9 protein-coding genes are annotated in these 15,544 nt (G+C 40.7%); 5 read left to right on the plus strand and 4 right to left on the minus strand.

Annotation, left to right across the window (positions count from 1 at the left end):
• Positions 1 to 66 precede the first annotated feature (66 nt).
• Positions 67 to 2,103, minus strand: coding sequence for an oligopeptidase A (prlC, locus tag Q0Y52_RS16940; RefSeq protein ID WP_297823709.1), 2,037 nt, complete (start codon positions 2,101 to 2,103; stop codon positions 67 to 69).
• Positions 2,104 to 2,339: 236 nt separating this feature from the next.
• On the opposite strand from prlC, the gene gorA reads away from it, so the two are divergent.
• The 3 genes from gorA to Q0Y52_RS16955 all read left to right on the plus strand — a co-directional run bounded on the left by gorA (position 2,340) and on the right by Q0Y52_RS16955 (position 5,230).
• On the plus strand, positions 2,340 to 3,689 hold the full coding sequence (gorA, locus tag Q0Y52_RS16945) for a glutathione-disulfide reductase (RefSeq protein ID WP_297823710.1): 1,350 nt from the start codon (positions 2,340 to 2,342) through the stop codon (positions 3,687 to 3,689).
• 253 nt (positions 3,690 to 3,942) lie between these two features.
• A complete protein-coding gene (locus tag Q0Y52_RS16950; RefSeq protein ID WP_297823712.1) occupies positions 3,943 to 4,980 on the plus strand; it encodes a phospholipase A in 1,038 nt (345 codons plus the stop codon).
• A 106-nt stretch (positions 4,981 to 5,086) separates the two neighbouring features.
• The gene (locus Q0Y52_RS16955) at positions 5,087 to 5,230 is read left to right on the plus strand and encodes a hypothetical protein (RefSeq protein ID WP_297823715.1); all 144 of its coding nucleotides are present in this window, start codon (positions 5,087 to 5,089) and stop codon (positions 5,228 to 5,230) included.
• 279 nt (positions 5,231 to 5,509) lie between these two features.
• On the opposite strand, the gene Q0Y52_RS16960 is transcribed toward Q0Y52_RS16955, so the two are convergent.
• The 3 genes from Q0Y52_RS16960 to Q0Y52_RS16970 form a co-directional block, all read right to left on the minus strand.
• A complete protein-coding gene (locus Q0Y52_RS16960; protein WP_297823717.1) occupies positions 5,510 to 6,910 on the minus strand; it encodes a sugar porter family MFS transporter in 1,401 nt (466 codons plus the stop codon).
• A 93-nt stretch (positions 6,911 to 7,003) separates the two neighbouring features.
• Entirely contained in the window at positions 7,004 to 8,038 is a 1,035-nt protein-coding gene (locus Q0Y52_RS16965; protein ID WP_297823719.1) for a FecR family protein, read from the minus strand.
• A complete protein-coding gene (locus Q0Y52_RS16970) occupies positions 8,035 to 8,613 on the minus strand; it encodes an RNA polymerase sigma factor (RefSeq protein ID WP_297823720.1) in 579 nt (192 codons plus the stop codon). The genes Q0Y52_RS16965 and Q0Y52_RS16970 overlap by 4 nt, the downstream gene beginning before the upstream one ends.
• A 289-nt stretch (positions 8,614 to 8,902) precedes the next feature.
• Between Q0Y52_RS16970 and Q0Y52_RS16975 the strand changes: the two genes are divergently transcribed.
• Both Q0Y52_RS16975 and Q0Y52_RS16980 read left to right on the plus strand, forming a co-directional pair.
• The gene (locus tag Q0Y52_RS16975) at positions 8,903 to 11,938 is read left to right on the plus strand and encodes a TonB-dependent receptor (RefSeq protein WP_297823721.1); all 3,036 of its coding nucleotides are present in this window, start codon (positions 8,903 to 8,905) and stop codon (positions 11,936 to 11,938) included.
• Between the two features lie 414 nt (positions 11,939 to 12,352).
• Entirely contained in the window at positions 12,353 to 15,451 is a 3,099-nt protein-coding gene (locus Q0Y52_RS16980) for a TonB-dependent receptor (RefSeq protein ID WP_297823722.1), read from the plus strand.
• Positions 15,452 to 15,544 lie beyond the last annotated feature (93 nt).

The raw sequence follows: 15,544 nt of genomic DNA on the forward strand, positions 1-15,544 counted from the left end.
AAGTAATGCAAAATTGGGGTGGAGGATCAAAACAATGCTGCAATGTATTCAATCATAACGAGTAAACTATGCTGCAATACCTGAATGGCGCAATAATGCATCCACTTCTGGTTCGCGTCCTCTGAAGGCCACAAACATTTCCATGGGTTCTTTACTTCCTCCCATCTCTAAGATGTTAGTTAAAAAATCATGTCCGGTTTGTTGATTGAAAATACCTTCCTCCTCAAAGCGGCTAAATGCATCAGATGATAATACTTCAGCCCATTTATAACTGTAATAACCCGCTGCGTACCCCCCTGCAAAAATATGCCCAAAGCTATTTTGGAAGCGGTTAAAGCTTGGGGGGATAAGCACTGCTACTTGCGCACGTACTTTGTCTAAAAATTGCTGCACGTTAGTCTCCCCTGCAACAAAGTTTTCGTGCAAACTAAAATCAAAAAGACTGAATTCTAACTGCCTTAACATTTGCATCGCTGATTGGAAGTTACGTGCCGCCAACATGTTGCTGAGTAAGGTTTGAGGCAGCGCTTCGCCTGTTTCGAAGTGCCCTGAAATAAAGCTCAAGGCTTCGGGTTGCCAGCACCAATTTTCCAAAAATTGACTAGGTAATTCCACTGCATCCCAGGCAACGCCATTGATACCCGATACACCACCTACATTTATTTTGGTTAGCATATGATGTAGACCATGACCAAATTCATGGAATAAAGTGACCACTTCATCGTGGGTAAATAATGCGGGTTTGTCACCTACAGGGCCATTAAAATTACAGGTTAAATACGCCACTGGATATTGTTGAATGGCGTCTGCTTTTTGTCTGCGTACCTGGCATTCATCCATCCAAGCACCGCCGCGCTTTTTCTCACGAGCATATAAGTCTAGATAGAAACTTCCGCGAAGTCCGCCTGTTTGGTCATGAATATCATAAAAACGCACATCTTTGTGCCATGTATCAATATCGTGACGAGCACTAAAAGTTAAATTATACAAACGTGACACCACTTCAAATAAGCCTTTTATAACCTTATTTTCGGGGAAATAAGGACGTAATTGTTCATCAGAAATTTTATAGGTTTGTTCCTTTAGTTTTTCGCTATAATAAGCAAAATCCCAAGCTTGTAACTTATCTGTTTTGAAGTGTTCTTTGGCATAGGCCGTCAAGGTATCGATATCTTGTTGCGCTTGGGGTTTAGAACGTTTAGCTAAATCCTGTAAAAAGCCATTTACCTGTTCACTAGAATTTGCCATTTTGCTGGCCAATGAATATTCTGCAAAATGTTTAAAGCCTAATAGTTGCGCTAATTCTTGGCGTAAACTTAAGGTTTCGTTGATGATCTCGGTGTTGTCCCATTTACCAGCATTGGGTCCTTGATCAGAAGCCCTTGACGTATAAGCACGATACATCTCTTCTCGCAACTCACTACTATTGGCGTGGGTCATAATTGGTAAATAGCTTGGGATGTCCAAAGTAAACAACCAACCTTCTAGCTCTTTGCTTTCGGCTAATTGTTTGGCTGCGCCTTTGGCAGAATCAGGTAAGCCCGCTAACTTACTCTGGTCAGTAATATGTTTTTGCCAGCCTAAAGTGGCATCCATTACATTGTTGCTAAAGGTTGAACCTAAGTCAGAAAGACGACTTTTCACCTCAGCATAACGCGTCTTTTTTTCGTTGTCTAAAGCGACACCAGATAATTTGAAGTCGCGTATAGCTTGGGTTATCACTTTTTGTTGAGCTTGTGATAAGTCACAAAATTCATTGCTTGCTTCGATTTTGCAATAAGCACTGTACAATTCAGCGTTTTGGCCTACCCAAGTGCTGTATTCTGACAAGGCAGGCAAACACGCATCATGTGCTTCACGTAATGCATCATTGCTTACCACAGAGTTCATATGGGATACAGGTGACCATTGGCGGCTTAACATGTCGTCTATTTCTTCAATCGGAGCCACAAGGTCATCCCAGCTGTAATGACCTATGCTCAGGACCTCATTGATTTTGGTTTTACAGGCCCCAATAGCTTTTTCGATAGCGGGTTGAATATGCTCAGGTTTGATAGCCGAAAATTGAGGTAGGCCAAATAAATCTGTCAGCGGGTTGGTCATAAAGGACACTCTTTTAATCGAAGTTGAGTCTTAAATTGGGTTAGATTAGCGAAATCTCAAGAGCTGACCGATGCTTCTAACAGATAAATTTTATATGCTGCAATTAAAACATAGCAACGAGGTTCTTTTTACATTCACAACACATATGGATAAAATAGATTGCATCAATTGAAAAATTGCGATGTTTTTTTGTAAAATAAGCATTTTGACATAAATATTTTTAACTAGGCAGGCTCATGGCAGATTTTGATTATATATGTATTGGTGGTGGTAGTGGCGGTATTGCATCGGCAAATCGCGCAGCTAAACATGGTAAAAAAGTAGCATTGGTAGAAGCAAATGCCATTGGTGGCACTTGTGTCAACGTGGGCTGTGTTCCGAAAAAAGTGATGTGGTTTGGCGCACATGTTGCCGAAGCCATTAACCTGTATGCACCTGATTATGGTTTTGATGTCACCGTGAATAGCTTCAATTGGCAAACGCTAGTCAATAGCCGAGAAGCTTACATTAAGCGTATTCACGCTAGTTACGGCAGTGGTTTTGAAAAAAATGGTGTGACACTTATCAATGGTTTTGCGAAATTTGTTAATAGAAACACCATCGAAGTGAATGGCAAGCACTATACCGCTGAGCATATTCTTATCGCCACAGGTGGTCGTCCTATTTTTCCTAATATTACTGGCTCCGAACTAGGCATTGATTCTGATGGTTTCTTCGACCTAACAGAGCAGCCGAAACGCGCCGTTGTAGTGGGAGCAGGGTATATTGCAGTAGAGCTTGCTGGTGTGATGCATGCATTAGGGACAAAAACTGATTTAGTGGTGCGTAAACATGCCCCACTTCGTAGCTTTGATACTATGCTGTCTGAGACATTGGTAGAGCTTATGGCTCAAGATGGTCCTACATTGCATACCCACGCCACACCCACTCAAGTGATAAAAAATGCAGATGGCTCTTTAACCATTGAATTTGCAAACGGTGAATCAATCGAAACTGATTGTGTGGTTTGGGCCATTGGCCGTGAGCCAGCAAACGATAAAATTGGCTTGGAAAATACCGGCGTTGAGCTAAACGAAGGTGGATACGTTAAAGTCGACAAATTCCAAAATAGCAACGTTGATGGTATTTATGCAGTGGGCGATAACATCGGTTATGTTGAACTCACCCCAGTAGCAGTGAAATCTGGCCGTTTGTTGTCTGAACGTTTATTTAATGGTCAGACTAATGCCCATATGGATTACACCTTAATCCCAACTGTCGTTTTCAGCCATCCACCCATTGGCACAATTGGCCTGAGTGAAGCAGAAGCTAATGAGCAATACGGTGAAGATAATATCACTGTGTACAACTCAGGTTTTGCTGCCATGTATACCGCCGTGACCAAACATCGCCAAATGACACGTATGAAGTTAATTTGTGCAGGCGTTGATCAAAAAGTGGTAGGTTTACATGGTATTGGCGCAGGCATGGACGAAATACTCCAAGGTTTTGGTGTGGCCATGAAAATGGGCGCAACTAAAGCTGACTTTGATGCTTGTGTGGCTATCCATCCAACTAGTGGTGAAGAGTTTGTTACTCTAAATTGATTATTGATGGGGTACTTATATTTAAAAGCCTGAATATATCCATAGGATTTATTCAGGTTTTTTATGGTTGACTAGTGTGAGAAAAATATTTTAAAGAGCAATACTTTAATCATCAAAACCATGGACAATTCATAACAATAACAAACCAATGTAACTTTCAAGCAACTGACTTATAAAAAATATTTATCTGCATTATGTTCGTGTCGTTATAGGGTATTCTTAATCTATAAGCTTATATCTAAGGACGAGTATTATGCATGGACAAGCTACAATTTTTTATTGTGCATTAGCCTTCACCTCTTTTGTGTCCATCTCCTATGCACAAGAAACAATCGAAAAATGTGTTATGAAAGCATACTTCACTGGAGATGGCAGTCTTACTTTGGGCGAAATTAGAAACGCTTGTAGCGGTATGAAGATTTATGAAGATGAGGTTGAAATAGCAAAGTTAAGTATTACATCCGATTCCACTAGCAGTGTTGGTGCCATTTCAAGTCGGATAATCAAAGAACGACAAACCGAATTTGAACCTTATGTAATTACCCCTCACAAGATAAATTACATACTGCCTGCTATAACGACTGATGGGATAAACAAAGAGGTTTATTCTGGTTTCGAGGGCTATAAAGAGAACCTTGAGGATATAGAAACTAAATTTCAGTTGAGCTTTAAGGTACCTTTGAATTACGAGAGTATATTGATTGAAGGTGATGGTCTGTATTTTGGATTTACCATACAGGCATGGTGGCAGATATATGCGGAAAACATCTCAAAACCCTTTAGAGAAACCAATTATCAACCTGAAATTTTCTATCTGACACCGCTAGATTGGCATCCATTTGGTGGAAACACCGGAATGATTGCAGGTATTGAACATCAGTCTAATGGCCGCGCCCAAAACCTATCCAGAAGTTGGAATAGAGTGTACGCCAATTTTTTGTTTGAAAAAAACAACTTTGCGCTGTCATTCAAACCTTGGTTAAGGTTAAGTGAAAATGAAAAAGCGTTTAAACTCGATCCAAAAGGAGATGATAACCCTGACATAGAGGATTTTTTTGGCCACTACGAATTAAGTATGGTCTATAAATGGCATGACCTAGAATTCAGTATGAGTGGACGCCAAAATTTCTCTACAAGTAAAGGTTCGTCTGAGTTTGGTTTTACGTTTCCATTGTGGGGTAAATTGCGAGGATATGCCACGGCATTTAGTGGGTATGGTGAAAGCATGATTGATTACAATCATAGTCAAACTCGGTTTGGCTTAGGTATTGCCCTTAGTAATGTGCTCTAAGGAAAAATTGTAACAGATCTGGTGTCTCAACTTTTAAATGTTGCTTGTTATTAAGCCACACTTCGATGGCTAACTGCCCTTACGGTGTTATTGTAAGCAGCAAAATTTGATAACCAGAAGGGCAGCAATCGGTGAATTAGAAATACTCCTTGAACTTATCATGGATTACCTAATCGTTGTTTGCGGCATTACCATTTCAGCATTGAGGTGGGAGTTGGTAATGAACATTGTCACTTACGTAGTTGAATAAAATATTCCCTTACAAGTGATGTGAGGCAGAACTGCCTTTGTCTAGGTAGTCCGAATATGGTTATCACGTCATCATAATAAAGCCTATCATGCCATTGACACTGAATGGGCTTTACTCCTAGTAAAATTACGTAAACGTTTATTAGAAACCAAAGTGAAAAATTATTTTGAGCGCAGATTTACTGGTTTATTTCTTCGCTAATCCTGAAAGTTGAATTTAAACTGGTACATAATAGTCTGAAAATACTGGTGACGTATTTTCAGACTATCTAAGTGGTACTTAGCCTTGCATACTCTCTAAGGTTTTGCCTTTTGTTTCCTCGACCATTTTTATAACAAAAATCACTGATAACAATGCGCATAGTGCATAAAATCCATAAGCACTGGCCAAGCCGATAGTGGTTAGCATCATTGGGAAGGTCATGGTTATCGCAAAGTTGGCTATCCACTGCGCAAATCCAGCAACAGCTAATCCCGAACCACGGATTTGATTAGGGAACATTTCACCTAGCAATACCCACATAACTGGACCCCATGATAAGTTGAAGAAAAACACATAAGCATTGGCCGCAATTAAGGCGAGTGTTCCATTTTCACCTAAAACTAAATTACCATTTTCTGCAACATCGGCATTGGCAAATACCCAAACAAGTGTGAGTAGGGTAATACTCATACCTATTGAACCGATAATTAAAAAAGGACGTCTTCCCAGTTTATCGATTAAGCTGATGGTTATGACGCACGCAATAATACTCACAGCACCGACAATCACGTTAATCATCAGTGAGTCTGATTCTGAAAATCCTACGGCTTGCCATAATACCGCTCCATAATAAAACACCACGTTGATGCCCACTAGTTGCTGAAACATGGCTAAGCCAATGCCTACCCAAACTATGGTCCTGACTTTTCCACCTGAGACCAAGTCAGATAATTTTGGATGATGGTTTTCTGTAGCAATAGATTGTTCAATCTCGCTCAATGTCAGCTTTGCTTGGTTAGCCCCATACAGTCTTGTCAGGGTATCTAATGCTTTTTGGCGCTTGTTCTTTATCACTAAAAAGCGTGGACTTTCTGGGATAGCAAGTAAAGACAAAAAGAAGATGACCGCTGGTGCAAGTTCAATCCAAAACATCCAACGCCAAGTTTGATAACCGAGCCAAAACACTTCTGTAGAGCCGCCGGCAGCCTTAGCGAGTAAATAGTTGCTGATAAATGCGCAAAACAAGCCAAATATTATGGCTATTTGCTGAATAGTGGCGAGTCGACCGCGCATTCTGGGAGGCGCAATTTCTGCTATGTAGGCGGGGGCCATTACAGACGCAGCACCGACAGCAAGGCCGCCGATAATGCGATAGAAAATAAATTCTCCAGAGCTTAGTGCGATACCAGAGCCCCAAGCGCTAAACACAAAAAATACCGCCGCAATGATAAGTAAACCTTTACGGCCAAGCCAATCTGCCAAAGTGCCTGCGGCAAATGCACCTACAGCACACCCTAAGAGCATACTGGCGACATTAAATCCCTGACCAATAGACTCAGACTTAAACGCTTTTGTCAGTCCATCTACTGTGCCATTTATGACGCCACTGTCAAAGCCAAACAAAAATCCGCCAATGGTGGCTACAGTACTTATGAGAATAATAAAAAGTAGATTTTCTTTTTGAGAAGGGTTGTTCATCTTTGAATTTCACTTTTTTAGGGTTAATAAACAGCCACAGCACAATATTTGGCTGCGGCTCGTTATACAGAATGAGAGGATCGAATTATGTATTCAGGGCTTTTTACTAAGTCTTATTTGGTTATTGCTGATTTTTTTGAAGACCACATTAAAGTTGCTTTCCAAGGCGGCCAATAAGCCACTGATATCGGATGTTTTGAAGAATCCTGCAATCTGAAGACTTTTAGTATCCTCATCGCCAAAATCAAACTGATAGTTGGTGTAACGAGACACTTCTTGCATTGCATCAAATAGACTTTCACCACGGAAAATTAGGTTGCCTTGTTGCCACGCTAAATCAGAGGCAAGCTTCGCTGCATCACTTCCAATGATAGTGGTATTACTGGCTTTCAGCTGGGCCTTCTGCCCTTTGCTGACTGAAAATGATTTGGGAGATAAATACACATCGCTTAGTTTGAGAGGTGCAGCGGTCCGACTGTTTATATCTGACACTAATACCTTGCCATCAGTCACAATCAATTCCACGTCTTCACTGCCAAGTTCGACATTAAAAGCTGTACCAACCGCTTGAATTATATTTGAACCGGCATAGACACTTAAAGGTTTATGCTCATTATGGGCAACTGCCACATGCATTTCTCCTCGCAATAACTCGAAGACACGCTGCTTGTCGGTGTAGGTCACTCTCACTAAGCTGTTAGTGTTTAATTTTATTCTGGTCTTATCCTGCAAAAAGAAAGTCGATTGTTCACCCACCCTCGTTTCATAGTCACTATTAAACTGCACAATCTGTGTTGAACCTTGTCCAAATAAAACATCTGCATTAAGCCATAATCCTAGCGACATGAGCGATGCAAAAATGACACTTGCGGCCCATGCAAATATCGGTAGTTTATGTTTGGGCACAGATCGAGGTTTACGCGGAAACAACTCACTTAGTTGTGAGAGAGATTCCATTTTGTCCCACAATTTCACCAACTGCATAAAGGTCTCAAGATGAGTGTGAGATAAATTTAACCACACTTTTAGGTCAATCTGCTCTTGTTCAGATAATCCTCTGTCTAACCGAGTAATCCATAAACTTGCCTCATCCATAGGGTCTTTGTTCATTTCAATTACATTGCTCATTTTTGACCCCCTTGAATATTTGCTGCAGATCTGGACTGACTTGATCTAACATTTGTTTGGCTGAATCCCAGCATATAACTGGCGCATCTTTTAAATCCTACGGCGATATGTTTTTCCACCGTGCTCTCGCTTAACGTCATTTCTTTGGCTATTTCTTTTTGAGAATATCCATATACTTTTTTTAATACAAATACCCGTCTGCACTGCACAGGTAATTGACGAACAGCCTCACAAAAATGGGCAAACTCTTGGTTGCTCGCGTGATTTTCAAACACTGCATCGTGCATAGAAGCGTCGACATCAAAATCACAATCAGTTTCTGCTCCATCGGCCAGTCGCGTCTCCGCTTTTTTCAGATGGTCGTAAGCTAAATTTCTTGCCGTTTTCATTAAAAACGACTTGGGTTGTTCAACAGGCTCCCGCTTATCCATCTGACAAATTCGCACATAAGTTTCTTGAACGATATCTTCAATTTCTTTAGGCGGAACTATGCGTGACAACATGCTTGCCATGCTATCCCGTGCAGCCATAAAAATTGGATGCCAAGATGTGTGCTTTGTTGATCTTTTTTGCATATTATATGCTATTTATCGCCGACATTAAGCTTCCTGTGTTTATTAGACGATCATCAACAACTATTCCGCCAGTTTAATAATACCTATTTTCAATTAATGCTGTGAGCTTTGCTACAAAATAGAAATTAAGTGTAACTTTTTTGTTAATCCATGTTAACGTTTTAAGATAATTTAAATTTTGAAATCCCCACAATATATACGCACATAACGTTTTGTTAAATCTATGAGATGTAAGAGCTTAAATAACACGGTGACACTCAATACTAAGCTGAAATTTTTTGGTTGCTGTGTGGTTCTATTTTTGTTCAGCCAGATGCTCTGGGCTCAATCTAAACAAACCTTCCTGGATTTCAATATTGATTTCAGTTATGCCGATGTTTCGTTAATCGAATTTGCTAAACAAGCTGACATCACTATCATCTTTCCCTATGAAAAAGTGCAATACCGGCAGGCTAATGCTTTAAAAGGCAGCTTTAGTATCGAACAAGGAATGAGCAAGCTTCTTGACAATACTGGGTTGGCTGCTTCTTTTGAGCGGGATGGCGTGGTGACAATCAAACGTATTTCTATTCGCGATACATTGGTTGAAGACAAATCATTGTTGCAGGACATAGTCGACTTGCTAATAGGCAGAGGCGATAAAATCATGACCTTTCCTGAAGAACCATCATCTATCGAACTTATCGAGGTGCGAGGTATCCGTGGCAGTATGGATTGGGCGTTGGACATTAAGCAAGAATCAATAGGCGTTTCTGAATCCATTCAATCAGAAGAAATTGGTAAGTTTCCAGATCTTAATTTGGCTGAGTCATTACAAAGAATAACGGGTGTCTCGATTGATCGTTCTGAAGGTGAGGGGCAATTTGTCACAGTCCGAGGCTTAGGGCCTCAATTTAATACGGTTTTGAGTAATGGACGTAGGTTAGCGACAGATAACCAAGGACGTGAATTTAGTTTTGACACTATCGCGTCAGAACTGGTGACTTCGGTAACAGTAGACAAAACTTTTTCTGCATCCCAACCATCAGGTGGTATCGGTTCAGTTATTAATATAAAGACAGCAAGACCAATGGCATCCAAGGATTTTAAAGTAGCCGGCAGTCTTAAAGCCACGTCTGACAATAACAGTCAAAAAACAACGCCTCAAGGCACCGTTTTTTTTAGTCATAGTAATGACAAGTTGGGATGGTTAGTTTCTTTATCACATCAAATGCGCAAAGCACGTATTAACGAAGTGCAAACAGACGGCTGGTTGTTAAATACTGACATTCCGAGCGAGCAGATAACCTCCACAGCAGACAACATTTTTGTACCCAGAAACTATGATCAACGTGTGCGATTTGACCAGCGCACTCGCACTGGTGGTACCTTAGTTCTGCAGTATAAGGCTTCACCAAATCTGGATATTAGTCTTGATTATTTACAATCAGACTTTAATGTAAAAACCGATTCAACATCCTTGGGGCATTGGTTTACATCGAGTAATTTAGAAAATGTTGTGACCGATGAAAACGGCACAGCGACATCATTTTCTCAGAATGTAGGCCACGCTACAGACTTTCATGCCCGCACATTCGACAGGCCATCGAGTGTGAATGCATTAGGTTTTAATAGTAGTTGGCAAGCCTCCCCAAAAGTGTTGTTGGAGTTTGATGTTTCTAGCTCTAAAGCCAGTACCAAAGATAAGATAGGTGCAGGCAATGCTCTGACGTTAATCGGTTACCTCAATCGGTCCTCTTTTTCTATATCAGAAGGTAATATTCTACCTCATATAACGGGCTTTGATTCATCAGATCCAAGCATCGTTGATGCGTTAGGGGATGTCACTGGTGTGTCTGATTATTTGGACCCAGTCAATGGTAGAGCTCATGTGATGATGCGTCGCGGGTGGAATATTGAAGATAAATTTGACCAACTAAAAACGGATATTACACTTTTTGATGGGCTTGATTCTAATATAGATATTAAGTTTGGCCTGATGTATTCAAAGCAATCAAAACGCAACGAACGGTGGGATAATGAAAAAAATGCAGTGCATTGTTCGTTTTGTGGCTATTTCCCAGAGCCAGACCTTCCTAATGGTTTTCAAACAGTATTTGATGCGGGTAGTGATTTTCTAAGTAGTGTCAGCGGCAGTGAAAATTTGCCAACCCGTTGGTTAAGACACGATGGTGAAACCCTTTTTAACTTTCTGGAGTCTGCCAGTGATATTAATTTCGATGCAGTGATACGAAATAACTCTTTCACGGTTACTGAGAATGTCACGTCTGCTTACCTTCAAGGACAACATAGAACAACATGGCGTGATATTGAACTATCCTCACAATACGGGGTGCGTTATGAAAACACCGATATCGTGGTAACGGGCTTTGAGTCAGACTTGTTAGCCCTGACGATCCTTGATCAAACTGAACTGGGTCAACTTAACTCTCCGGGTCGAATTATTTCACGCTCTGCCTCTTATGATAATTGGCTGCCCAGTGTATCAATAAAAGCAGAATGGCAAGATAATATCATTGCCAGGTTTGGTCTATCACGATCGTTAACACGACCCACTATGGGGCAGTTGTCACCGAGTTTGGTGTTAAATACAACTCGTCAGGGTGGGGATTTACGAGCCAGCTCGGGAAACCCAGACCTTAAGCCATTTGAATCTACCAATTTCGATCTATCGCTTGAATGGTATTACCAACCATTGAGTTATATATCTGTTAGTTATTTCAAAAAGAAAGTGAGCAATTTCATCATTAGCACGATAACACAAACGACTATCAATGATGTCACTGACCCAAGTACAGGGGCCGATTCCAGTGCCCCAGATAGCAAAGACATACTAGCCGAATTTGATTTAACCACACCTATAAATGGTCAGACGGCAACGGTAAGTGGATTTGAATTTGCGATCCAGTATGACTTTGACAGTGGTCTTGGTGTGGTGGCAAATATGACATTGGTAGACAGTAATGCAAAACTGGATCCTAATGATATTTCACAAAAATTTGCCCTCACCGGTCTGAGTGACTCACAAAATTTGATCGTTTACTATGAAAAAGGTCCTGGCCAAATTAGGCTAGCATGGAATCATCGTGACGGATTTCTGCAATCATTGGTGCAAATACAAGGACCCGAGCCTACTTACGTACGCAGCTATCAACAACTTGATGTGAGCGCCAGTTATGCTGTTAATGACAATGTTTCAGTGTTTGTTGAAGGGGTCAATATTACGGAAGAAAATGTGCTGAAACATGGTCGATACTCTAATCAACTGCTTTTAGCTCAGCAGCCAGGCGCCCGCTACTCTCTGGGTTTACGCGGCAATTTTTAATTTAAGCTAGATATAACTACATGTATGAAGTTAGCTCACCTCGATATATTTGTCATCAACCGCCGGTCACCATTCACCCATCTGACGTCACACTCATACCCCATTAAGTAGAACCCAATCCAAAAGTTATCATTAGTCAGTTTTTTTCTTAATGACAGGCAGCTGGTTTTTACTAGGTAAGTGAAACTGTTTAAGAAGCTAACTTAACCGCATCTTAATTGTATCTTAGACAAAACTAGCTTTAAAAATAATTATTTATTTTAAATAAATTATATCGACTAGAGGAAAAAAGATTGCCAATCGTCTGAAGTGTATCTCGATGTAAAAAAGATGTAAAAAAGTTGGCGGCAATTTAACAATATTTAAGCGTTATTGCTTTTGCCTTATTAATAAAGCACACACAGGCACACAAATATGATTCAAAGAACTCACAAAATATTTAATAAATCGTTACTCGCTAAAAGCATTACTTTAATGCTTGGTACAGCGATCGCGTTACCTTCTGTAGCACAAGAAATAGACAATACCGAAGTGATCCAGGTTAAGGGCGTTCGAGGTAGTCTGTCTCAATCAATGGACATCAAACGTCAATCTTCAGGTGTTGTTGACGCTATTTCTGCGGTAGATATGGGTAAATTCCCTGATACCAACTTAGCTGAATCTTTACAGCGTATTACTGGTGTGTCCATTAACCGTGTTAACGGTGAAGGCTCAGAAGTCACTGTTCGTGGTTTTGGCGGTAACTTTAACCTAGTAACTCTTAATGGTCGTCAAATGCCAGCTGCTAACGTAGGCAGTATAACTGGTAACCCACAAGATAAAGGCGCGGCAGGTACTAGTCGCTCATTTGATTTTTCAAATCTTGCTTCAGAAGGTGTCAGTGGAATAGAAGTTTATAAGACAGGCCGCGCGGGAATAAGTTCTGGTGGTCTTGGTGCTACTATAAACATCAATACCCTTAAACCATTAGCTGTAGGTAAAACGATGTCTTCGGTTGGCGTCAAAGCAGTTAAAGATGAAAGTGGTGATGGCGTGACGCCCGAACTCAGTGGTGTAGCGAATTGGGTGAATGACGATTCAACTTTTGGTGTATCACTGTTTGGTTCATTCCAAGAACGCGACTCTGGTAGTCGTCACATGAGTACTGAAGTATATGAATTACGCACATATAACGGTGCAGAGGACTTAAATTCTCTTACCATCCCTGGTGCAACAGTGATAAATGAACCTAACATTGGTCAAATTATATCTATACCTAGTAACATTGGTCTAGGTACTAACCAAGATAATCGTGAACGTACTAATGCTATGTTAACGGTACAATTTGCTCCGATGGAAGACTTAACCTTAACTGCTGATGTGACTTATGCAAAAAATGAGAAAGAGTCAACATCACTTATCGATGGTATCTGGTTTGCTAGGCAATTCAGTTCTGTTGAATTCGATGGTAATCCAGTCGTATCCACGCCTGTTAAATTTTCTGAGACGGGTGGCGCAAATAACGCAGTTATCGGTAAAGATTTCTTCTTTCAAAACTTAGCATTAGCTACAGAAGATGAATTAAAGTCTTTTGGTTTTAATGCTGATTATAACGTCAATGATGACCTTAGCTTAAGCTTTGATGTTGCATCATCAGAAGCCACAAGTGGTGGCGCCGGTCCTGATGGGCTTAACGTAATTCGCTTCAATTTAGCGGGTGCAACAGCCGGTTGGCAAACCGTTGATTTTACTCAACCCATTCCTGCAGCAAGTATCTTAGTTGAAGATAGTATCAAAGGTGGTAACGGTAACGGAATTTTTGATAAAGCGGATATTGGTTCACAGGTGAGTCAAACAGACAAGTCTGAGCAAAAAACGACAGTTGACCAGTTCCGTTTTGAAGGTCAATGGATAGGCGACGATGTGGTTGTTGATTTTGGTGTGGGCTATCTTTCAACAGAAATGAGACAAACACGTCAAGCATCAACTGACGCGTTGGGTGATTGGGGTGTAACTAGTCCAGGTGATATTCCAGAGGGGTTATTTGACGTAAGCTGCACGGCTTGTGCCTTTGAAGATTATGATGTATCGGGTGTGGCAGGTGCTGATGCTAATTCACCAGGTGGAACAACAATAGCCTTGGGTAGTGTTTCCTTCGGTGGTGATCCCCTTGCTCTACTTAATGCGGTGGGTCCTCTTTATGACGTATCTTTAGCGGGTCGCTCAATCAATACTGATGATGATAATACGGTTAAAGAAGAGATTATTTCTGTTTATGTACAAGCAGTTATGGATTATGAAATTGCTGACATGCCTTTAAACATTGTTGCTGGCTTGCGTTATGAGCAAACTGATGTGACTTCTTCGTCAATTCAGTTTTTGCCTACCCAAATAATTTGGGAAGCGGATAACGACTTTTTACCTGTGTTAGGAGCGTCTGTAGAGACTATCTCAGACAAAAATGATTACTCTAACTTTTTGCCTAGTCTTGATTTGACCCTTGATGTGAATGATGATCTTAAGGCTCGTGCCTCTTTTAGTAAAACATTGGCGCGACCTTCTTATGAACAATTATTCCAGTCGACTTCAATCTCACCTCCTCCACGTATAACAGCATTGGGCGGTGTAGCAACAGGTTCATCAGGTAATGCACAATTAGATCCACTTGAGTCTACTAACATCGACTTATCTGCAGAGTACTATTACAGCGACTCAAGCATGGTATCAATCGGTTATTATAGAAAAGATGTTGAAAACTTTGTGGGTATCGCGCAATCTGAAAAATCATTGTTTGGGTTGTTAGATGCTACTTCTGGCGCCGCTGGAACAACCTCAGGTGATGCAATAGCAGCATTGAATGCTGGTGGTTATGATATTACCGAAGTGAATCTGTTTACCATGTCAGCCGTTTTGCAAAATCCAGCGGACTTTCCTAATGGCGCAGCAGATTTTCAAGATCCTGTTGTTAATCCAAACTTTGAAGGTGAAGTATTTGCAGCTTATGATGTTTTTGCACAAGCTGGGGATCCATTATTACAATTTCAGGTAACGGGTCCTGTTAATGACAAAAGTGCTGTGATAGATGGTTTTGAGTTTGCATGGCAACATTTCTTTGGTGAAACTGGTTTTGGTTATCAAGTAAATTACACCACTGTTAATGGTGATATTGGCTTTGATAATGGTGGTGCTATCAGTGTTGACCAATTTGCTTTAGAAGGGTTAAGTGATACAGCTAACGCAGTATTAATCTACGAAAAAGAAGGATTTTCCGCTCGTATTGCATATAACTGGCGAGATGAATTTTTAAGTACGACTAACCGTGGTAAAGGCCCGCGTAACCCAGTATATGTGTCTGAAACTGAGCAAGTTGATATTAACGTTGGCTATCAAGTGAACGAGGATTTATCTGTAAGTTTAGATATTATTAACTTGTTGGAAGAAGGTCAGCGTAAGTTTGGTCGTAGTAAGAACAATATTTTCTTTGTTCAAGAAGCGGACAGACGCATGGTATTAAGTGCAAGTTACAGCTTCTAACACTTAAGACTGCCCCCCAGTCGGTTTCTTTGACTGGGGTGTGCGTAATTAAAATTAAAAAATTACATTATCAAAGAGTGAAACACCTAGTGT

The organism is uncultured Paraglaciecola sp. (assembly GCF_943787955.1).
In the GTDB taxonomy this organism is placed as follows: Bacteria; Pseudomonadota; Gammaproteobacteria; order Enterobacterales; family Alteromonadaceae; genus Paraglaciecola.